At 30.8% G+C, this 22,713-nt stretch carries 19 protein-coding genes; 10 read left to right on the top strand and 9 right to left on the bottom strand.

All coding sequences use genetic code 11. From position 1 onward, the window contains the following. Window positions 1-1,417: 1,417 nt before the first annotated feature. The 3 genes from Q0958_RS04125 to Q0958_RS04115 are packed head-to-tail and all read right to left on the bottom strand — an operon-like array spanning window position 1,418 to window position 8,987. Window positions 1,418-2,050: a hypothetical protein gene (locus Q0958_RS04125; RefSeq protein ID WP_299119958.1), complete on the bottom strand. Its 633-nt coding sequence runs from the start codon at window positions 2,048-2,050 to the stop codon at window positions 1,418-1,420. Next, window positions 2,028-5,684, bottom strand: a complete 3,657-nt coding sequence (locus Q0958_RS04120) for a DUF6443 domain-containing protein (protein WP_299119955.1) — start codon at window positions 5,682-5,684, stop codon at window positions 2,028-2,030. The genes Q0958_RS04125 and Q0958_RS04120 overlap by 23 nt, the downstream gene beginning before the upstream one ends. A 6-nt stretch (window positions 5,685-5,690) precedes the next feature. After that, the gene (locus Q0958_RS04115; RefSeq protein WP_299119952.1) at window positions 5,691-8,987 is read right to left on the bottom strand and encodes an RHS repeat domain-containing protein; all 3,297 of its coding nucleotides are present in this window, start codon (window positions 8,985-8,987) and stop codon (window positions 5,691-5,693) included. A gap of 952 nt (window positions 8,988-9,939) precedes the next feature. Between Q0958_RS04115 and Q0958_RS04110 the strand changes: the two genes are divergently transcribed. The 3 genes from Q0958_RS04110 (at window position 9,940) to arsS (ending at window position 12,159) form a co-directional block, all read left to right on the top strand. Then, entirely contained in the window at window positions 9,940-10,647 is a 708-nt protein-coding gene (locus Q0958_RS04110; RefSeq protein WP_299119949.1) for a DUF547 domain-containing protein, read from the top strand. 30 nt (window positions 10,648-10,677) lie between these two features. Continuing rightward, window positions 10,678-11,013: an arsenosugar biosynthesis-associated peroxidase-like protein gene (locus tag Q0958_RS04105; protein WP_086029663.1), complete on the top strand. Its 336-nt coding sequence runs from the start codon at window positions 10,678-10,680 to the stop codon at window positions 11,011-11,013. Window positions 11,014-11,106: 93 nt separating this feature from the next. Further along, window positions 11,107-12,159: an arsenosugar biosynthesis radical SAM (seleno)protein ArsS gene (arsS, locus tag Q0958_RS04100; protein ID WP_299119947.1), complete on the top strand. Its 1,053-nt coding sequence runs from the start codon at window positions 11,107-11,109 to the stop codon at window positions 12,157-12,159. 39 nt (window positions 12,160-12,198) lie between these two features. Here arsS and Q0958_RS04095 read toward each other — a convergent pair whose 3' ends face one another. Further along, on the bottom strand, window positions 12,199-12,354 hold the full coding sequence (locus Q0958_RS04095; RefSeq protein WP_299119945.1) for a hypothetical protein: 156 nt from the start codon (window positions 12,352-12,354) through the stop codon (window positions 12,199-12,201). Window positions 12,355-12,419: 65 nt separating this feature from the next. Between Q0958_RS04095 and Q0958_RS04090 the strand changes: the two genes are divergently transcribed. The 6 genes from Q0958_RS04090 (at window position 12,420) to Q0958_RS04065 (ending at window position 17,685) form a co-directional block, all read left to right on the top strand. Then, on the top strand, window positions 12,420-12,875 hold the full coding sequence (locus tag Q0958_RS04090; protein WP_299119943.1) for a rhodanese-like domain-containing protein: 456 nt from the start codon (window positions 12,420-12,422) through the stop codon (window positions 12,873-12,875). After that, a complete protein-coding gene (locus Q0958_RS04085) occupies window positions 12,868-13,467 on the top strand; it encodes a TIGR04282 family arsenosugar biosynthesis glycosyltransferase (RefSeq protein ID WP_299119939.1) in 600 nt (199 codons plus the stop codon). Before Q0958_RS04090 ends, Q0958_RS04085 begins: the two co-directional genes overlap by 8 nt. Window positions 13,468-13,530: 63 nt before the next feature. Further along, window positions 13,531-14,352 (top strand): purine-nucleoside phosphorylase, encoded by an 822-nt coding sequence (locus Q0958_RS04080; protein WP_299119936.1) that lies wholly within the window; start codon window positions 13,531-13,533, stop codon window positions 14,350-14,352. Continuing rightward, window positions 14,352-14,780 (top strand): DoxX family membrane protein, encoded by a 429-nt coding sequence (locus Q0958_RS04075; RefSeq protein WP_299119934.1) that lies wholly within the window; start codon window positions 14,352-14,354, stop codon window positions 14,778-14,780. Before Q0958_RS04080 ends, Q0958_RS04075 begins: the two co-directional genes overlap by 1 nt. Continuing rightward, complete coding sequence (gene arsM / locus Q0958_RS04070; RefSeq protein ID WP_150899393.1) at window positions 14,777-15,745, top strand: arsenosugar biosynthesis arsenite methyltransferase ArsM; 969 nt, start codon at window positions 14,777-14,779, stop codon at window positions 15,743-15,745. The genes Q0958_RS04075 and arsM overlap by 4 nt, the downstream gene beginning before the upstream one ends. A gap of 254 nt (window positions 15,746-15,999) precedes the next feature. Further along, window positions 16,000-17,685 (top strand): hypothetical protein, encoded by a 1,686-nt coding sequence (locus Q0958_RS04065; protein WP_299119927.1) that lies wholly within the window; start codon window positions 16,000-16,002, stop codon window positions 17,683-17,685. A gap of 14 nt (window positions 17,686-17,699) precedes the next feature. On the opposite strand, the gene radA is transcribed toward Q0958_RS04065, so the two are convergent. From radA to panC, 5 genes are all read right to left on the bottom strand, one after another. Then, window positions 17,700-19,061, bottom strand: coding sequence for a DNA repair protein RadA (gene radA / locus Q0958_RS04060; RefSeq protein WP_299119924.1), 1,362 nt, complete (start codon window positions 19,059-19,061; stop codon window positions 17,700-17,702). 75 nt (window positions 19,062-19,136) lie between these two features. After that, complete coding sequence (locus Q0958_RS04055; RefSeq protein ID WP_299119921.1) at window positions 19,137-19,538, bottom strand: hypothetical protein; 402 nt, start codon at window positions 19,536-19,538, stop codon at window positions 19,137-19,139. Window positions 19,539-19,607: 69 nt separating this feature from the next. After that, complete coding sequence (locus Q0958_RS04050; protein ID WP_299119918.1) at window positions 19,608-20,549, bottom strand: lysylphosphatidylglycerol synthase transmembrane domain-containing protein; 942 nt, start codon at window positions 20,547-20,549, stop codon at window positions 19,608-19,610. 2 nt (window positions 20,550-20,551) lie between these two features. Continuing rightward, a complete protein-coding gene (gene panD / locus Q0958_RS04045; RefSeq protein WP_101903293.1) occupies window positions 20,552-20,902 on the bottom strand; it encodes an aspartate 1-decarboxylase in 351 nt (116 codons plus the stop codon). A 50-nt stretch (window positions 20,903-20,952) separates the two neighbouring features. Then, window positions 20,953-21,798 carry a pantoate--beta-alanine ligase gene (gene panC / locus Q0958_RS04040; protein WP_299119915.1) on the bottom strand — a complete coding sequence of 282 codons (846 nt, stop codon included), beginning with the start codon at window positions 21,796-21,798 and terminating at the stop codon, window positions 20,953-20,955. A 96-nt stretch (window positions 21,799-21,894) separates the two neighbouring features. Here panC and Q0958_RS04035 point away from each other — a divergent pair, with 96 nt between their 5' ends. Beyond that, window positions 21,895-22,713, top strand: a complete 819-nt coding sequence (locus tag Q0958_RS04035) for a glycogen/starch synthase (RefSeq protein ID WP_299119911.1) — start codon at window positions 21,895-21,897, stop codon at window positions 22,711-22,713.

Genomic DNA, 22,713 nt, shown 5'->3' with positions numbered 1-22,713 from the left:
AGGTAGTTTTAGTAATATCTATTAACGAATTATTCACTCTTACATGCCACTAGTTACAAACTAGCGGGAGCGGGGGCTTGTAAAATCAGTAGCTAGAATTTTTACTAACTACTGACTTTTATTCATTTATAATCTTGAAATATCTCATAACCTATTTTACTACACTACCCGATTTTTCATCTAAAATAAAAAACTACCCTAATTAATGTTAAGGTAGTTTTAGTAATATCTATTAACGAATTATTCACTCTTACATGCCACTAGTTACAAACTAGCGGGAGCGGGGGTTTATCTTGTTTTCTATTTTTTTTAGAATCATTCGCATCCTTTTTCCTCTCACAGTTTATAAACATTGACAGTACTAATACTATAGTTACTACCAAAAAGAAATTTTTTTTCATTTTCAAATATTTAATAAAATCTACCCCCTGCTGCCGCACGATTGTATCGTGTGGAATTCTATTTATAAAACTTAAATACAACTAACGAGAGATGTTATCTTGAAGAAAACCAAATAGAATCTTTTGCTTTTTTAGTATAATTGTAGCACATTTCTTTATCTTTAAAAGTAGAATACTTTACCCAAATAGTATTCTTTTCTTCCTTAAATTCTACCTCATAATAGCTTAAAACAATTTTTAAATTATTGTAAAAATCTATAGTCAGCGAATTTTCTACTATTACATATTCTTTACTATTAAAATCAACAGGAAAAAATTGAACAGACCTGTGATTCCAATAAAAGTATGAACCAATTAAAACTACTATTCCTAAAACTCCTAATCTTTTTATTTCTTATCTAAATTTATTGATAAGTATTTATCTCACGTTGCCACTAGTCTATAACTAATGGTAAACTCATTTAATTTTTACTTAATTAAACTCTGAGAAACTCATAGCATTTTACAATTTTTTATCTAAAATAAGAAAACTACCCTAATTTGTATTAAGGTAGTTTTAGTAATATATATATATATTAATGAATCATTCACTCTTCCATGCCACTAGTTTTAAACTAGCGGGAGCGGGGGAAATAAAAAAAACATAGAAATGTTAATGAGAATAATTGGGTAGTTTTAGTAATATCTATTAACGAATCACTCATGCATGCCACTAGTTACAAACTAGCGGGAGCGGGGGCTGATTTATTTAAGTTTTAATATATCAGGTTAAAAACAAAAAGATGAACCTAAGTCCATCTTCTTGCTTGTTTTAATTATGTTACTTCACTACTAAGAAGTATCTTCTACAGTAGCATAACCTTACAGACCATAAGCCATAAAACTATTTAATAACATCTCTTCAACAGTATTATTCTTTATTAAGACTACAAATGAATATTTCACTCACTATAATAGAACTCTTTTGTCGTGATATAAATAGAGAGTACCTAGCACCATTTTACTAGATTGCCTAGTTATTTTATCTTTTTAACATATGTAGAGTCTTGAAATGATTCGAGTATCCAGTCAGCAATTCTATTTAACTCTTCCTTATTAGCTTTTTCATTTTCAAAAATTTTATCAGCCATCTTTAGAGCAAAATCGTCTTTAACATTACATAAATAGGCAAAACTTTCACCTTCTAAACTATTATATTCTTCATAATCATCAGACACAATCTCTCTGTTAAATTTCCTAACTTTAGTTATATTTTGCTCAATTTTAATAAGAATATCATTTAGATTTTTATCAAGGTTAAACATTTTCAATAATGTAGCTTCATATTTTTTTTTATTTACATCATAAGACTCGTAAAATCCATAGTCTTCTGTAGAAAGAGTTTCTGATTTACTAGTTTTATAAACCGTAAAAGGAATTATAGTATCTGATACTTTTGATTTTGAATATAGCCCCACAAGAGCATTTAAATCCAATGTATCTACTTTCTTAATTTGAATACTTTTTGAAGTACTCTTTGTGTGATTAGTGATTAAGTTGTTCTTCTCTTGTTTCTTTTTACAATTAATCAGCATAATAATACAAATCAAAAACAATGTTTTTTTAATAGTCATAATATTCTTTTTTTTACCATTTACCTTCCATACCATTTTTCAACCATTTTTGATACCTCTTTTCCATATTATCAGAGATTTTTTTCCAAAAAAGATATTCTTCATACTCTTTATCGGTAACACCTTTATATTTTCCAGTATATTTTCCATTTTTCACCTCTTTTATTGCCTTCCTTTCTTCAACAATAACTCGTATATCTTCACCGCTCTCTAAAGCAGATAGTAATAGACTAATAAAACCATCAGCTCCTTTATTTTTCTTATCTGAACAGCCAGTTGTAAAACATCCAACTGCATCATGAGGACTCCATCCATGTATATCAATTGCTATCCTCTTTCCATCTGGACCAACTATTGAGTGCCCTCCCTTAGTATCCGATAGTCTCAATTTATGTTTTTTACTTCCAAAACCATCTTTATTATAATTTAAATAATAAGTTCCAGGTGGTGCTTCATTGTTCTTCCCATACCTCTTAGAACTTCTTTTACCATACTTTTTACCTCCCCAAGCGTCTCTGGACAAAGAAGTTGTCTTTGATTCTCCTTTATAAACTGGACCTATCAAATCTCCTGATTGAGAAGCTTTCCAATCATCATAAGATGTAACATCATAAATATTAACTTCGTACATATAATAATTACCTCTACTAGTACTAATTAAACCTTCTTTCTTAGCGTTTGTAACTATTTTACCTGTTATAACTATAATAATATCCTCTCCATTTGGGTCAATAAATATAACTGGATTATTCCCTCCATAAATATACGGACTAACAGGCATATATTTTTCCGCTTTTTTATCTACTCCTATCCACCTACCTAAATCAGGCATATATTTTCTAGCGCCATATTCATACATGTTTAAACCAAGTTCTTCTTCTAATTCCTTTCCATTGTATTTAAACTTCTGCGCAGTAGAATTCCCAAGTGACGAAGTTACGTTATTATACCCTTTATGTTTTAAACCAAAAGGATAGTAATTAGATTCTTCTATAATCTCAGTACTTGGAGTAATAACACCATCGTTGTTACTATCAGTATATGATAACCTAACATTTCCTAAGTGGTCTTTGTATTGGTATACATATTTGAAACCTGTATTGTCTTTCTTTATATAGCCCTCTGGGTGGTTAAAGAATTGTAAAACATTATTCTCATAGATGTAGTTTCCAGCGTATTCTGTAGTAGTTATATTTCCATTGTTATTAACAACCTTTTTCAACTTTGCTCCACTAGCATCATATACATAACTGATTTTTTGAGCATCTGAATTATTAAACTTAACCTCTGTTGGTAAATTCAAATGATTATAAGTAATACCATTTATCGATGAAGTACCTATTCCCTTATTATAATCACGAACCATATTTCCATTGGCATCGTAAACATATTCTGTTCCTAGATTTGCTCCATCTTTAAATCCATAGATATCATTACCGTCATCTCTTACTTTTGTAAGTTTATTTCCTGCGTCATAGGAATAATACAATACATCCATATTTCCAAAAGTAGTTGCAGCACTATTGATATGTCCTTTTCTAACTAAAGTTAAAATGTTTCCATTTTTATCATAAGAAATGCTTCCTATATCATAGTTTGAGGTTGTAGCCCCCGTTGCATTTGTAATTCTATTCAGCGCATCATAGCTATAGGTATATGTTTTTGAACTTGTATCTGTATTTAAAGTATTCCAACTTGTTTGACTAATGTTTCCGTTATACAAACGTTTTTTAGCATCTGTTATGTCGTTATACTTTAGACTAAAGTTAAATAAATCATTGTCATTATTCGCATCTTGGTTAATGTTTTTTAACCATCCGCGTACATTATACTTGTAATCTACTGTTTGTAATCTAGACTGAGCTGTTTTTCCTCCTACTTTCTTTTCTATTAACTGCCCTAATTCATCATAACTATTCTCTGCTATTACCTCTGTATTGCTTCCTATAGTTTGGGTTTGTTTGGTTAGCCTATCTAAATTGTCATAGTAAAACTTATCTACAGTTACTATATCTGCTTTTCCTGTCTTTTTATGTATTGCCTTTGTTTCTATGACTTTTCCTGTAAAATCATCTAACTTACTCTCTACAATATCTACTGTTTGTAATTCATCATTCTTTGAATACACATAAATTGGTCGTGCCTTTTCATCGTAATAGGTTACCGTTGTAATCCAGTTATTTGTTCCTAATACACGTACTTTACTTACCGTAGCTAATCCTTTGGTATTTGTTGTTGAAGTTTTACCATAACTTGTAGTTACTGTAGGTGTTAATCCTGTTGGTAAATCTACATAGTTATCGTAATAATTAATAGTGTAAATAGTAATAGCTCCTGTAGGCAGTGCGCCATTTGTATAATAAACATCAACTCCTTTTATATTTTGAGAAACAGTTGTCATTGTTTCATATTGAGAAAAAGAATTACTATAAAGAGCATTTTGTAAAGGAACTCTTGTTGAATTATCGTTATATATCCCTGTATAAGCTACACGTCCAATAGCATCATATTTAGTAAGCAACCATTCATTAGGTATTTCTGTTCTTTGATTTGCATCTTGCGTCATTACAGGCATATCCAACTTATTGTATACTATATATTCCCAACCCTTTCCTGGTATCCTCTTTTCTACCAAACGGTTTCTATGGTCATATTTATATTGATACCCTAAGTCGTTTAACTTACTTATTATGGTAGCTAATGATGCTGTAGTCCCTTCCATTTTTGGTGGTAACACATAGGTTAAGTTTCCATAATCATCATACACATAATAAGTATCGTGTTTTTGGCTATTGTTATAGGTACGTTTTAAAATTACCTGTCCTTGCTTGTTCTTAAACTCTTCGGTAGTATGATCTAAACCTGACGTCCAATTCTCATCCTTAGTTATTGTTTTATATAAAGTTCCTACTGGATAAAAAGCGGTTCCTCCTGTTAAACTTGGTGTGTAAGTATTGTTTGCAAACCCTGTTGCTACTCCAAATATTTTTACTTCACCGTCTACATTTGCTTGGTAGTCGAACTTTATTTCATGTCCTCCTCCTAAACGCCAATCTTGTCCTGGTGCTGCTTGTTTTAACACCCTGTTTAATGGAGAATTCTCTAATTCTTTTTCTGAATAGGCATTTACATTAGGTAAAGATACTCCTGCAAAATCTTCACTATAATTAGCTTGGTAATACGACTTAGTAGCCGTTGCGATATCCCCTGCTCTTATCTGTCCGTTTTGTGTAGTTGCTGCATAGGGTAAATACTCTTTGGTTTGACGTCCGAAAGCGTCATATTCCATATGGGTAACAATATCCTTTCCACTAGTTCCTTGACGGATACCTATGCTTTGCTTTGTTCTTCCTAATCCATCAAAATAAGTAATACTCTCTAATACATCACTGGAGCTAGTAATTTCTGATGGACTTGTCATTGCTTTTCTATACGTTCTATTAAACACATAGTTTTCATTACTAAAAACTAAAGGAACATAAGGGGCTTGAACTATTTTTGCTGTAAATGTTGAACCTGGCTTAATCCATGTTAAGGGCTTTAATGTTATACTTTGCGTAGCCGTTAAGGTGGTGATACCTGTTACCGTATAATCTTTCTTTTCTATAATACTTTGCTGCCCATAACTATAGCAACTTAGTAATAAGAATACATATAATAACTTTTTCATAGCTCGTTAGTTTTTATAGTTGTATTTTGTTTCTTTTAATAGCTTACCTTCATTATCTCTTACATATTTTAATCTATTGAAGCTATCATACTCATAATATATAGTTTGTCCTCTAGGGTCTGTAATACTAGTTACCCCTACTAATGAATCATAAGTAAATGTGGTTATCTGTGCTTTTGATAAAGCTGAAACTGCTCTTAGAGCATTTAATGCACTACGTAAAACTCCTTCATTTCCTAAACTTCCTATGGTACGATCATTATCAGCATTCGATTTTGCTTGTATATTACTTATATAAACAGTTACTTCTGATAATGTTGCGTTTTCTATCTTGGCTACTGGTTGTGTTTTATGATATCCCCAGATATAAACTATACGAGTTCCATCCTTTTTACTTACCTCTGTTGGATTCCCCTTATCATCATAACTATGGTAAATTACTCGGTCTTCTAATACTCCTGTACCTTTTGATGTTTGGATTTTTGATGGTAGATACAAACCTCCTGGATTGTGAATAGTATTATATATAGTTTTTTGTTTTGACAATAAAGCTTCCGGATTGTTAGGTTCCTTTTTATAAGAGCTTACTTCTATAGGTTCCGAAATTCGGTTATCATTAATTAGCTTTATATCATTTACGTCTTTTGCATACTTGGTTTCCGTTTTTAAAACAACTCCCTTACTGTTTGTAGTTTCTGTTTTTATTGGTAAAAAACGAACCACTATATTATCATTCTCTGGATAATGGTAATTTGTTGTATTCCTTATACTTTCCCCATTATAATAACTAGTAACTCTTTGTTCTGATAAAACTGAATACCCTGAATGAATAGCATATTTCTTTATACTATTTAATGATTGACTCCCATTATCTATTTTTAAACCTTCTACTATTCTAGAAACTTCTTTCGCATGAGCCATTCCTGGTTTATCATAGTAATGATAAAGGTTGTTGTAAATATTTTCTTCCTCTTTAACTTTAACATAAGCACTATTTGAACTCTTATAATCTATCTTTTTTAATAATAATCCTCGTAAATAAGACATCGAATTATCTTCTACTAAAGGAGTAGTTTTTATTTCTTTTCCTGAATAATAAAATTTATCTAACTGATTATTACTCTCAAAAAAACCATTCTTTGAATCATGATACTCTTTAGAACTTGTAAAATAATATTCTGTTTTCCCTTGTCTACCATCTCCTACTATTTCTGTTACCTTACTATAACCAACTGTATTTCCTTGGTCTGTAACTAATGGTAAAGATGAAGTACTCAATCGTAATGCATAAGATAATGGAACAAATGTACTCCCTACCTTAGTGTAATTTTGATAACTATACTCTGGAACATTTGTAACTGTTCCTGAGCTTTCATTTACATCATTTGTATAAATAAATTCTCTTGTAGTTAAATTACCTAATCCATCATCATTTAGTATCTTTTTTATACGAACTCCTCCTACTGGTTTATCTGCATCATTATGTTCATTGGTCCATCTTATTCCTATTGTAGCTGGTTCGGCATTTACACAACTAATCGTAGTAGAGTTCATTACAAAATAAGCTCGGTAATTACCTTTAGGTAAAAGTACTTTTCTTGATGCTGACCCTATTCCTACTCCACCAGGCCCTGAGGGTCCTCCTTGACTTGCAAAAGAAAATGTATAAACCTTATTATCATCTGACAAACTCTTTATATAAACTGTAGGTGTACATTGATCTGGATAATAATTAAATGCATTTATAACAGCCTCAGTCATTGGAACAGAATTTGAATATAAATCAACCCTAAAATCTACATAAGTACTACTGTCATTCGAATTATAAATTTTATATAAACTAGTGTTCTTCTCTATCAACCTATTAGCTAATCGAGCATCTTTTGCTTGATTTCCTTCGTACTCAAAGGTTGTTGACCCTTTTGTTGGATAAATAATTTTCTTTAAGATACCTGATGCTGCGTAAGTACTATTAGGATCTCTATTAGACTCACCGTAAAGACCTATATTCCATGAATTAGTCACTCCATTATACCATTCAAAAAAATGCTTTGGTTGAAATTTCTGATTGCTAACTTGGCCATTGTAATAACCCCAATGGTCTTTTGCCTTACTAAATGTAGATGGTAAAAAATGAGAGGTATTATAAATAAAATCATGTCTCCCTTTTTCTTGACCGTCTAATGAAACTTCTTTTACAGAATTTAACACCAATCTATTAGCATTACTAACTGCTATATTAGAGTTATAAGGAACCAATGAATTATTTGTAAAATAACCATAGTCAAAAACTATTTTCTTTATTTGTTTTCCTTTTGTATCACGTACAATTATTGATTCTAATGCACTCTCATTTGCTATATCTTTTCTTGTTATTGCACTTTTTACAAACTCTATACTTCCTCCTGAAAAATTTATTTTCTTTAATCGTTTACCTACATACTCTTCCTCTGAATAGCTATCTATTTCTTCAGTCGATTGAAAATTACTACTTAACCTAAGTATTTTGTATACATAAGGTTCATACTCATAAGTAATTGAATTTGTCTTTAATTTATTCTCTATCTTAGATAAATACCAACTCGATGGATAACCTATCTTATTCAAAAAAGCTCCATTTAGCATCCTAGAGTTACTATATTCCTTATCTTCTAAAGTATATACAGTCCCTTTTTCATCTACAACCTCAAAACTTCTTAAATTCCCATTAGGAATACAATTAGCGGAACTAATTTCTGAACTGACTCCTCCTCTTTTATGAGTTATTAGCACATTTTTAAATGGCTTAAGATGAATTTTTTCATCATAATTTATATAAAAACTACCTGATACACTGGGTAACGAATAAGAAAACTTATCTGGCTCTCCATCTCTCTTTCCCTGTGAAATTTCTAACAATTCTAATGAATTAACAACATTACCACCTGAATCTAACTCCTCTTTTGGTAAACTGTTATAACTCATAAAACCATCCGTAGATTCATCAGCAGTACCTCTCTTTACCCTCGAAATAGCTCCTCCAGTATTTAATGCCCAGCCTAATCCAACCCAACTTGATTGTTCATCAACACGTATACCATTACCTCCAGTATAACGCAACGTAATTGGAACTGTAATACCATTATCATTTATCGTGTAAATTGGAATACTAACTCCTACTGTTCCTGAATAATAGTTAACACTATTATTACCATAAACATGAAGTGATGAAGCATTGGGAGAAGGTGGTACGATCTTTGGTAATTCTTGCGCTTGTACAAACACGCATAAAAGCATAGCAATGCTGAAAAACATTTTTTTCATAAAAAGTATCTTTGAAAATTAGCAATTTGTTTTTTATAATAAAACAAAAGTATAACCTTTATTGTTATCTCACAAAAACCTCTGGTTTTAAATTATTCCTAAAAGGTGTAAACGAAGCGATTTAGCATGCTTTTAAGCCCTTTTTTACAGTTACATAAAAAATATTAAATGCTAAAAGTGTTCTAAAAAGATAAACATACCCAGCCATAATCAAAACTGCGACTAGAACGTTTCTTACCCTCAAGAGAATCAACCCTCCTAAAACTATTCCAGAAGTTATAAACTACCATTCTAAAAGTATTTTATTAACAACTCCCCCTTCAACATTATATTTGTTACCAATCTTTTGGCTACAATAATTTACTTTAAGATAAAACTTAATTAAACTAGTCATATGAACTTACATTTTATTTTCTTCTTATTATCTAATATAATTTAAGATTTTAAATGAAAAAATAAGAAAAAGTATACATAAAATAGATATTAAAAAGCCAAAAATAAAGTTTAAGCCCCTTTTAACTCTACTTGTTTTAGCATATAAATTTGATAATTTTTCTACATCTATATTTTTCTTGACAAATTTGAGCACTAATTTTGATGAAATAAAAAAAGACAAAGCTCCTATTAAAACAACTGGTAAGCCGCTCTTTCCTCCAAAATAGAAATATGGAATAGTCAAAAAAGGCATCACTAAATTAAAAATCTGAATTCTAAGCACATGAACAACCCCATTAAGCATATCATACTTATTCCATAACCCTATATATTGCATGCAATAATTTATAAAAACCCATTTCTCAATGACTTGTCTTATCATAAAAATACTGTTGAAATTAAATTAGCAATTTTCTTTTTTAGCTTTGCAAAAATAGAACATTTACTATAAACATTATTTCCTTTGTAATGTCTTACATAAGTCAACGTCTAAACAGACAGTTTAAAACAAATAAGCATGAAAAATTTATTTCTAATATTAAGTTTATCTTTTTTCTTAACCTCTTATAGTCAAACATCAACTTTCGATGCTCTATTAAAAAAACACGTAAACACTAAAGGAAATGTAAACTATAAAGCATTCAAAAAAGACGAAGCTAAATTGCAAATTTACCTAGATTATTTAGCAAAAACTTCTCCTAAAAAATCATGGTCTGCAGCAAAAACAAAAGCTTTTTGGGTAAATGCTTATAATGCCTATACTATTAAATTAATTTTAGACAACTACCCTTTAAAAAGTATTTTAAAAATAAAAAAGAAAGGAAAAGATGCTTGGAGCATTCCTTTTGCAAAAGTTGGAGGTAAATCTTACACATTAAATCATATTGAACACGAAATTTTACGTAAAGATTATAACGATCCTAAAATACATGTAGGTGTAAATTGCGCTTCGGGTTCTTGTCCTCAATTAGGAAACTTTGCTTTCACAGAAGCTAATTACGAAGCCAAGACAAAAGATTTAATGAAGAAATTTATTAATGACACCAATAGAAATAAGATTAGTAAAAATAAAGTTGAGCTTTCAAAAATATTTGAGTGGTTTAAAGGTGATTTTACTAAAAAAGGATCTTTAATTGATTTCCTAAACAAATATTCAAACACCAAGATAGACCCTAAAGCCAAGGTTCGATTCTTAGAATATGATTGGAGTTTAAACGGAAAGTAGTATTTTTATTTTTCAACTTAAAATAAACATATGTCTAAAACATATTATGATCCGGCTGACTTACGTAAGTTTGGAAAAATAACAGAATGGAGTGAAGAACTTGGAAACAAGTTCTTCGATTATTATGGTAAAGTATTTGAAGAAGGAGCTTTAACCGCAAGAGAAAAAAGTTTAATTGCATTGGCTGTAGCACACACAGAGCAATGCCCGTACTGTATAGATGCCTATACAAAAGATGGTTTACAACGTGGAATTACCAAAGAAGAAATGATGGAAGCTATTCATGTAGGAGCTGCTATAAAAAGTGGAGCTACTTTGGTACACGGAGTTCAAATGATGAACAAGGTGAATAAATTAGAAATGTAATTATCCCTTCTTCAAAAAATGTTTCCTCGAGCGCAGTCGAGAGATACTACTTAGGTCTCGACTGCGCTCGACCTGATAGAATAATATATACAAATGAAGAAATCGCTTTTAGCAAGAAATAACGATTTAGCAAACACTCAACGTCAGTTAGAAATTTTATCAAATGGAATTTTCGCTGACGGTGAACTACCTACATTCGCTAAAAAAATAAAAGAAACAAATCAGTTTCCACTACGTCCTAATAAATTAGAAATCTTACAAATTAATTTAGGATATATGTGTAATCAGGTTTGTGCACATTGTCATGTTGACGCTGGTCCTGATCGTAAAGAAATTATGACCAAAGAAACCATGCAGCAATGTTTAGATGTTATAAAAACTACTGGTGCTCATACGTTAGACTTAACTGGTGGCGCCCCTGAAATGAATCCTAACTTTAGGTGGTTTGTTGAAGAAGCTTCAAAAGCTGGAATTAAAGATTTTATTGTACGTTCTAACCTAACTATTATTAGAGCTAATAAAAAGTTTTACGACTTACCTGATTTCTTTAAAAAACATAACGTTCACGTAGTATCTTCAATGCCACATTGGACTCGTGGAAAAACCGATAAACAACGTGGTGATGGTGTTTTTGACAAATCTATAAAAGCTCTTCAAATGCTAAATGATGTTGGTTATGGTATTGAAGGAACTAACTTAAAACTCGATTTAGTATACAATCCTTCTGGAGCATTTTTACCTGGAGATCAAGCTGCTTTAGAGTCTGACTTTAAAAAAGCTTTAAAAGAAGATTTCAACATTGATTTTAACAGCTTATTCGCCATTACAAATTTACCTATTAGTAGATTTTTAGATTATTTAATTGCTTCTGAAAACTATGAAGATTATATGTATGCATTGGTAGAAGCATACAATCCTATGGCAGTAGAAAATGTAATGTGTACCAACACATTATCTATAAGCTGGGATGGTTATTTGTACGATTGTGACTTTAACCAAATGTTAAATTTAAAAGTAGATAGCAAAGTAAAACATATTTCAGAATACAACGAAGAGCTTATTCAAAACAGAAATATTATTATTAACCAACATTGCTACGGATGTACCGCCGGTGCAGGAAGTAGTTGTCAAGGTACTGTTGCTTAACATATAAAAAGTTCCCTTAACAGGGAACTTTTCATCATTTTAAATATTTTCAAAACAAGGTCCTTCTATAGTTCTTGTTGATCCATCTGGTAAAGTATAGGTTGTTGTTTTACCTTTGCAAGGAACTTCTTCTTCGCAAGACTGTAATGTAAAGACAACCAATAATAAAAATAATGTTTTTAAAGTTTTTTTCATATCAATTTCAGTTTTTAAAAGCAGCAAATGTAAAACATACTTTATTATTCTGCCTGTTATTTTCAATGAATTGTTTCTCTCAACAAAACTTAAAGCAATTATTAAAAAAACACAATACTGAAAGCATTCCTTATATTTCTGTAAATGACTTAGCTAAAGACCAAAAAGCAATTTTACTAGACGCTCGTGAACCTAAAGAATTTGCTATAAGCCATCTTAAAAATGCTATTTGTGTTGGATATGACTTTTTTAACTTAGAAAACACCTTAAAAAAGCTTCCAGAAGACAAAAACACTAAAATCGTAGTATACTGCTCACTTGGAATTCGTTCTGAAGATATTGCCGAAAAGCTACGTAATGCTGGTTTTTCAAATATTTATAATTTATACGGTGGTATTTTTGAATGGAAAAACCAAAACAACACTGTTGTTAATAAAGAAAATAAACCTACTACAAAAATCCACGCCTTTAATAAAGAATGGGGAAAGTGGTTACATAAAGGAGAAAAAATTTATGAGTAAAAACTTACTATTAATCTTCACTAGAAACCCAGAACTAGGAAAAGTTAAAACACGTTTAGCAAAAACAATTGGCGACGAATCTGCACTAAACATTTATAAATTCTTGTTGAACCACACTAAAGAGGTTACACAAGATTTAAACTGTGATAAAGCCGTTTATTATTCAGTAAAAGTTAGAAACAATGATATTTGGGATGCTTCGAATTATCAAAAACGTCAACAAAACGGTGATGATTTAGGTATACGAATGAAGAACGCTTTTCAAGAAGCTTTCGACAAAAATTATGAAAAGGTTTTAATCATTGGAAGTGATTTATACGATTTAAAGCCAAATCATATTAATGAAGCCTTTGAAAAATTAAATTCAAATGATATTGTCATAGGCCCTGCCGAAGATGGCGGATACTATCTCTTAGGAATGAAAGAACTACATTCTGAAGTATTTAAAAACAAAGCTTGGGGCACTTCTACCGTAAGACAAGACACTTTAAACGATTTACAAAACGTTTCAGTACATTTGTTAGAAACCTTAAACGATGTAGATGTTTTTAATGACATTAAAGGTAACCCTGCGTTCGAACAATTTTTATAAAAACTATTTCGAACAGTATAAAGGAAATACTTTGTACATCGTAACGACAAACATAAAATCAAAATGCTAAAAAAACAATTAGATTTACAAGAAACGCAAGAGTTTCTTCAAAATAAAGGAATAACAAACCCACAAATAGGAATTGTATTAGGTACTGGTTTAGGTAAACTAGTAGATGAAATTGAAATAGAGCATGAAGTTCCTTATTCAGAAATTCCACACTTTCCTCAAGCTACTGTTGAGTTTCACTCTGGAAAATTAATTTATGGTGATTTATCTGGAAAAAAAGTATTGGTTATGTCTGGACGTTTCCATGTATACGAAGGTTATAACTTATGGGAAGTAACTTATGGTATTCGTACAATGCATGCTTTAGGAATTCAAACTTTATTAGTTTCAAATGCTGCTGGAGCCGTTAATCTTTCTTATAAAAAAGGAGATTTAATGTTACTTGAAGATCATATCAATTTACAAGGTGGATCGCCATTAGCTTTTAAAGGCGCTAACGAGTTTGGAAATATTTTTGCTGACATGCTAGAGCCGTATTCGAAAAAAATTAATGCTTTATTGAAAGATATCGCAAAAACTAACGACATACAATTGCATGAAGGTACATATGCTAGTGTTGTAGGCCCTCAATTAGAAACCAGAGCTGAATACAGAATGTTACAAATATTAGAAGCTGACGCTGTTGGTATGAGCACAGTTCCTGAAGTAATTGTAGCTAAACAACTAGACTTGCCTTGTGCAGCAATTTCTGTATTGACAGATGAGTGTGACCCTAAAAATTTACAACCTGTCGATATTGCAGAAATCATTGCAATAGCCGGGCAAGCAGAACCTAAAATGATTACCTTATTTAAAGAATTAGTTAAAAACATTTAATGCAAAAAAATAAACAAATAGCAATAACAACCATCCGTTTGATTCTTGGATTCATTTTCTTTTTTCAAGGATTTGGTAAAGTGTTTAAATTTGGATTAGACGCAGTTTATAAAAACTTTTTCTTAGCTAGTTATGGCGATTTACTTCCAGATTTTTTATTGTTATTTACAGCATATTATACTTCTATTATTGAATTAATTGCTGGTTTTTTGTTAGTTATTGGCTTTAAAAGAGACTATGCTTTATATGCTTTAGCTAGTATTTTAGTTATCGTAACAATTGGACATGGATTAAAGGAACCTATTTGGGACTTATCTCATGTAATGTACAGAACTATACTTTTAGTAAGTTTATTAATACTACCCCGTGAATTAGATATTTTTTCTGTTGATGCATTCATCGACACTAAATTAAAAAAACAAAAATGAGTTATTTAGATACAACACATAATGTATACAAAGAAGCTGCACTAACACCTGATGTTGGTTTATGCTGTACTACCAATCCAATATGGGAATTACCTGGATTAAAAATTCCACGTATTATGCAAGAAATGAACTACGGTTGTGGTTCTACAGTACATGCACGTGATTTAACCAATAATCCTAAAATGTTATACGTAGGAGTTGGTGGTGGAATGGAACTATTACAGTTTTCTTATTTCAACAGAAACAAAGGTGGTGTTATAGGATTAGATGTAGTAGATGAAATGCTTGAAGCATCTCGCAAAAACTTCAAAGTTGCTGAAGAGCAAAACGATTGGTTTAAAAGTGAGTTTGTTGATTTACGCAAAGGAGACGCCTTAAATCTACCTGTAGAAGACAATTCTATTGATGTAGCTGCACAAAACTGCTTATTTAATATCTTTAAAACTGAAGATTTAAAGAAAGCTATTGCTGAAATGTATCGTGTTTTAAAACCACACGGGCGTTTAGTAATGAGCGACCCTACATGTGAGCAACCTATGAACGAAACTTTACGTAACGACGAGCGTTTACGTGCCCTTTGTTTAAGTGGAAGCTTACCTATTGCTGAATATGTAAAAATGTTGACTGATGCAGGTTTTGGAACTATTGAAATTAGAGCAAGAAAACCTTATAGAATTTTAGACCCTAAGAATTATCCAACTGATGAGTTAATTTACATTGAATCTATTGAAGTAGCAGCTATCAAAGATCCAATGCCAGAAGATGGTCCTTGTGTATTTACAGGAAAAGCTGCTATTTATTACGGTGATGAAGATTATTTTGATGATGGAGCTGGACATACATTATTAAAAAATCAACCATTAGCTATTTGCGATAAAACTGCTGCTGCTTTACAAGCTTTAGGCAGAGATGATATTTATTTCTCAGAATCTACTTATCACTATGATGGTGGTGGATGCTGTTAAGAAACCTTATAACTATAGAAAAACTCTTACAATGCGTAAGAGTTTTTTTATTTACAAAATTGAGTTTGATTACTTTTTCTGAATCTTATAGTTTAGCCTCCAAATAATCAATCATTGGGTAAAATCCTTTTGATGTAGTTTCATTTATCTAAATTAAAAATCAGTATTTATTTCACATAAACAAACTATTAAAACTTTCTTTATTTTACTTGGAGTAGCAACCACAAAAACTTAATTTTGTGAAAAATTAAATTGTGAAAAAGAAAGAAAACAACCTATCATTTTACTCATTTTCAAGTACAATCAAGTATTACACACTAATCTTCACCTTCTTAATCCTTGCAAATTGTTCAAAAAACGAAGATAAAGTACTAATTCCTGACAATGCTATTTTCAATCCACAAACAGAGTTAATTAGTTTAACCGAAACTAATAATATCATAGCATTACAATGGAAACCAGTAATAATTAAAAAATTTTTAAAGTATAAAATTTATAGATTAGATTCACATAACAACACTTACTTTACTCCAAATAAAATTGTTTTTTCTGGGGAACTTATTAAAGAAATAGACAATCATCTTCTCAATAGTTTTACAGACTCCAATATTCCTTTTAACTCATTTATTGGTTACGCTGTAGTTACAGAATATTTAGACGATGAGGATACTATTAAAAGTACAATAAGCATAAACCATAAATCACATGAAAATGTTCATTTATCATTTGAAATAATTTCTCTTGAAAAACAAAACGATGGTACTCTAAAAATTCTTTGGGAAAAAGACGAGAACATGAATTTTAATGAATATACAGTTCATATTTATAAAACAAACTACACTATTTCTAATTCTTCTAGTGATTTAATTGTAAAAAACGGAATTCCTTTTACTCCTATAAAAAACCAAAACAACAACTTTTTTATAGATGACGCTCTTCATAAAAACAAACATTTACTATACGCAGTTTCTAAAAAGATTAATGGAAAGACAATTTACAGCAAAAACTATTTATCTATTAATAACCCTAGAAGTTTTGATTTTAAGCCATCTCAAATTTTAAAAAACCCTTATAAAAACAATGAGCTTATTTTACTTAACCCAGCTGGAGAAATTGTGTTTTTTGATATCAATACTCTGGAAATAAAATCGAAAATCGAATTAAACAGTAAGCTATTTCATAGCTCAATAGCAAGTTACAAAAACATTGAAGACTTATACATCCCTAGTGAAAATGGAAAAATCTACATTGTAAACTTAAATGACTATAACATAAAAGAAGTTATTGATTTAGACACCGATCACAACATAATTTCTGCAATTCCTATTGACAACCACATTTTATTTATTGAAAAACATTTTTACAATCATGTTACCACTGGAGGACGTTTTGTATACGATAGAGTTAATAAAACGGTTTTAAACAGAGATGGCTCTTACACAACCCACCTTAACTCAAAATTATTCAAAGCTTTTGATAATTATTTTTTCTATTTAACTTGGAATGGATTAGAGTACCAAAATTCTTCCGCTACAAGAAAACTTTCTGTTAGTGGCAAAAATGTCTCTATCGATTTTTCTTTTAATAAATCCCGAATCGACAGTAAATTGTTTGTTTTATCACCTGACAAAACTTACTTTATCAGTAGTAATTTTGGTCATCAATCTGAAATTGACTATCAAAACCATAGTGAAACCACAGTAGGTCAATATAATAACTCTAGTATTTTTGGAGATGCAAAAATATCAAGCAACAATAAAATATATTTTGCCGTTCCTAAAATGAACAGTATTTATGCATATAATAAAGGGAATTTCAATACCACAGAGCAAAAATACCCTGTAAGCTCAACTCCTTTATTTATTGAGTTGTTCGAAAACAAAATAATCTCTATTAATATGTTTGAAGGTGGTTATTATCTTGAAAAGATAAATCTATAAAAAACGAACATTAATTAAGCAAACAACGTAGCAAAAGCCTCTTCTATTTTACTAACCAAAATTAGTTTTATAGAATGGTCTCTACTTGCAATCTTATTATATTTAGAAGTAACAAAAGTTTTGTATCCTAATTTTTCAGCCTCTATAATACGTTGATCTATTTTTGATACTGGTCTAATTTCTCCAGCTAGACCTACTTCTGCAGCAAAACAAACATTTGGATTAATCGCCATATCTTGATTTGATGATAAAATAGCTGCTACTACTGCCAAATCAATCGCAGGATCATCTACATGAATACCACCTGTTACATTTAAAAAGACATCTTTCGCTCCTAATTTAAAACCTGCTCGTTTTTCTAACACCGCAAGAATCATATGCAATCGTTTTAAATTATACCCTGTAGTGGTTCGCTGAGGTGTTCCATATACCGCTGTAGAAACCAAAGCTTGAATTTCAATCATTAACGGTCTAATTCCTTCCAGCGTTGAAGCAATTGCGGTTCCACTTAAATCGGCATCTTTTTTTGATATTAAAATTTCTGAAGGATTAGATACTTCTCTTAATCCACTAGACAACATTTCATAAATTCCTAATTCTGCCGTAGATCCAAAACGGTTTTTTTGAGAACGTAAAATTCGATAGGTATGATTTCTATCACCTTCAAACTGTAATACTACATCAACCATATGCTCTAATATTTTAGGTCCTGCAATATTACCTTCTTTATTTATATGTCCAATTAATAGTACTGGAGTCGAAGTTTCTTTGGCAAACTTTATAAGCTCTGCTGAAGTCTCTCTAATTTGCGAAATACTTCCTGGCGATGCTTCTATAGTATTTGTATGTAATGTTTGAATAGAATCAATTACCAAAACATCTGGCTGAACCTCTTCTATATTTTTAAATATTTGTTGTGTATTTGTTTCAGTAAGAATTAGGCAATTTGAATTGCTTGCCTCTAAACGTTCTGCTCTCATTTTTATTTGCGATTGACTCTCCTCTCCTGAAACATACAATACTTTTTGAGGAATTTTTAAAGCAATCTGTAATAATAATGTTGATTTCCCTATACCTGGCTCTCCTCCTAACAAAACAACTGCTCCTTTAACAATACCTCCTCCTAATACCGTATCTAACTCATTATTTTTAGTTTCTACGCGCTCTTCAAGATTCAATTGAATATCTTCCACTTTAAGAGGTTTAGAAGTTGTTTTTTGTTTGTTTGATGGCGTTTTCCAGCTTCTTTTTTCTTCTTTCTGTATTACTTCTTCAACAATAGTGTTCCATTCTTTACAAGTATTACATTGCCCTACCCATTGCGCATGTTGTGTTCCACAGTTTTGACAGAAGAAAGTTGTTTTGGTTTTAGCCATTATTGTTTTGTTTATTCAACAAATATATCACAACAATAAAAAACCAGAGTAAATTTACTCTGGTTTTTCTATAACTTATTTACCGTTATGGTCGTCAATTTCTTTTTGAGTTCTTGTAAACTCTTTCATTACTTTAATTGGCTCTTGCTGTTGTTTAGAGGTAATGATTAAGGTAAACTTTGTAACTCCTAATCTTGGGCCCCAATGTAAATTTGTTTTACCATCTTTATTTGTCGCTTTGTAACGTTGTGCTTTCTTTTCTACTTCATCAACAACTTCCCACTCATATTCGGCTGTTTTATCATCACTTGTTCCTATTACTTGGATATCTAATCCTTTGGCCTTCTTAAATTCAATTTTAGCATTTAAAGGATTATTAGCACTATTTTCTACAACTAATTCATCGTTATCATTACAAGAAGCTAATAAAGTAACTAACATTAAAACTAAGCTTGGTTTTCTAATTATATTCATCATGATTCACTGTTTATTTAAATTATTTTTTAGGTAAACGAATCACGATTAAAAAACCCTACTTACATTTTTTTATTTTTTGTTGTAAAGTGGTAAAAGTAAAAATGCTAATCCTCCAAACACAATAATCATAGCTGTTTGAGCAGTCCACATTATCCATCCAAAAGCTGTCGCTGGCTCTTCTGAAACTCCAAATAAAGCCAAAGCTCCTGCTACTGCTACTGGATATAAACCAACACCCCCATTTGTAGCCGCAATACTAAATCCTCCTGCAATAAATCCTATTAACACTCCTCCAAAAGGAACCTGTAATCCTTCTATTGCTGGAATTGTTGCCCAGAACATCATTACGTACATTACCCAAATAAATACCGTATGAAAAATAAATGCCCATTTGTGTTTCATTTTAAAGATACTCGTAACACCTTCTACCAAACCAGAAACGAAACTTTTAATTTTTAAACCAATTCCTGATTGTGCTTTTTTTACATAACGAGTAAAAACAAAACCTCCTAAGACCAATAAAACTAGAAGAATTCCAATTTTTATTGGGTCAAAATTTTTAGTTAAAAGTTCATATATGAAATCAAACTGAACAAATAATGTAATTGTAATAATTAATAACATCATTACAACATCGGCTATTCTTTCTGCTACTATGGTCCCAAAACCTTTTTCAAAAGGAATACTCTCATAGTTGGTCATTACAGCAGCTCTAGAAACCTCACCTGCTCTTGGTACTGCATAATTAACTAAATAAGCTACCAATACGGCCATTGTACTATTTCCAAAATCGGGTTTATAACCTATTGGTTCTAATAAAAACTTCCAACGATAGGCTCTTGATAAATGACTTAAGATTCCAAAAAACAATCCTAAAGCAATCCACCAATAATTGGCATCTTTAAAATATTGTAATAAAGTATCTAAAGATACTTTTGACAATGAATACCAAACTAAAAAACCTCCCAAAACGAGAGGCAATATAATTTTTAAGACTTTTTTAAAATTCAAAATTAAGTAAGGGTATTATCCGCTTCATTAGGAAATACTAAAGATGGCTTAAATTTCTTAGCCTCTTCTAATTCCATGAAAGCATAAACTATTAAAATTAATACGTCTCCTTTAGCTACTTTTCTTGCAGCTGCTCCATTTAACGTAATTTCTCCACTTCCTCTCGGTCCAGGAATAGCATAAGTTTCTAAACGTTCTCCATTATTGTTATTTACAATTTGAACACGTTCTCCTTCTATAATACCTGCAGCATCCATTAAATCTTCATCAATGGTAATGCTTCCTATATAATTTAAATCGGCACCAGTAACTTTTACTCGGTGGATCTTAGATTTTACTACTTGAACTAACATGGAACAAAAATAGTTGTTTTTTGATGATTAATAAGTTGTTTTTGACGAAATTATTTCAGCTTGATATTATCAATCAAACGAATATCTCCTGCAAAAACGGCTATAAAAGCACGATATTTTTTCTTAGGTTCAAAAGTCGTCACGGTTTCTAAAGTTTTTTCGTCTGCAATAGTAAAATATTCCAAATCTAATAAAGCTTCTTTTTTAAACTGCTTCTTTACCCATTCCGTTAATTCATTTGCATCTTTTACGCCAAATTTTTTCTTTACTCTCTTCAACATTTTATAAATAAAAGGAGCTACATTTCTATGTTCTTCTGTTAAACGAGCATTTCTAGAGCTCATAGCTAAACCATCTTTTTCTCTATAAATATCGCACCCTTTAATTTTCACAGGCAAACCATATTTTTTAACTAATTTTTTTATGATTTGTAATTGTTGAAAATCTTTCTTTCCAAAATAAGCTTTATCAGGCCTTACTATTTCAAATAATGCTTTAACTATAGTGCCAACTCCATCAAAGTGTCCATCTCTAAACTTACCTTCCATTTGATGTTCTAAACCATCAAAGTCGAAACTTTCCGACACTATATTTTCCTCATATATTTCTTCTACAGATGGAAAAAAGAGTACATCACAATTTATACTTTCCAATAACTCAACGTCTTTGTCAAATGTTTTTGGATATTTTAATAAGTCTTCTTTATTATCAAACTGAGTTGGATTTACAAAAATACTTACTACTGAGATATCATTTTTCTTCTTTGCTCTCCTAACAAGAGATAGATGTCCTTCGTGTAAAGCCCCCATTGTAGGTACAAATCCAATTGATTTCTCCTCTGCTTTTTGTTTAGATAAAAAATCTATTAATTCTGATTTTTTTTTGAATATTTTCATTCTTTAATCCTTGGAATACGTGCAAAATTAGCAATTTAACACCATTTTAGCATAAAATTTCGTATTTTTGCACCTTCAATAAAAGAGACAGATTTAATGAAGGATAAGAGAATACTATATGTTTCTTCTGAGGTAACACCTTATTTACCAGAAACAGAATTATCGTCTACTGCATTTAACGTTGCTAAAAATGCACATTCTAAAGGAGTTCAAACTCGTATTTTTATGCCTCGATTTGGGGTTATAAATGAACGAAGACATCAATTACACGAAGTAATTCGTTTATCGGGTATGAACCTAATTATTAACGACATGGACATGCCTTTAATTATCAAGGTTGCTTCTATTCCAAAAGAAAGAATGCAAGTATACTTCATTGATAATGATGAGTATTTTAAGCGTAAAGCTGTTTATTCTGATGAAGATGATAAGTTATTTAACGATAACGATGAACGTATGATTTTCTTTGCTAAAGGAGTTGTGGAGACAGTTAAAAAATTAAACTGGGCTCCAGACATTATCCATGTTCATGGATGGATGGCTTCTTTACTACCATTATATTTAAGAGAATTTTATAAAGAAGAACCATTGTTTGCAGAAAGTAAGATTGTAACTTCGCTTTACAATAGTAGCTTTGATGGTGAATTAAATGGTGAACTTGCTAATAAAATTCGTTTTGACAAAATTGAAGGAGCGAAAGTATCAACTGTAGAAACACCAAACTATATTAATATTTTAAAGAGCGCTATTGAAAATTCAGATGCTGTTGTAAAAGGTAGCGAAGTTTTACCTGAAGAAATTGAAAGTTATATTAACAAAAAAGACACAAAAGTCTTAGAATTTCAATCGGAAGAAGCTTTAACTGAAGCTTATTTAGAATTTTATAAAGAGAACGTTTTAGAATTAAGCGAATAA

The sequence above is a fragment of the uncultured Tenacibaculum sp. genome (assembly GCF_947499065.1).
Classification (GTDB): Bacteria; Bacteroidota; Bacteroidia; order Flavobacteriales; family Flavobacteriaceae; genus Polaribacter.
This window is presented reverse-complemented; position numbering and strand designations above follow the sequence as displayed.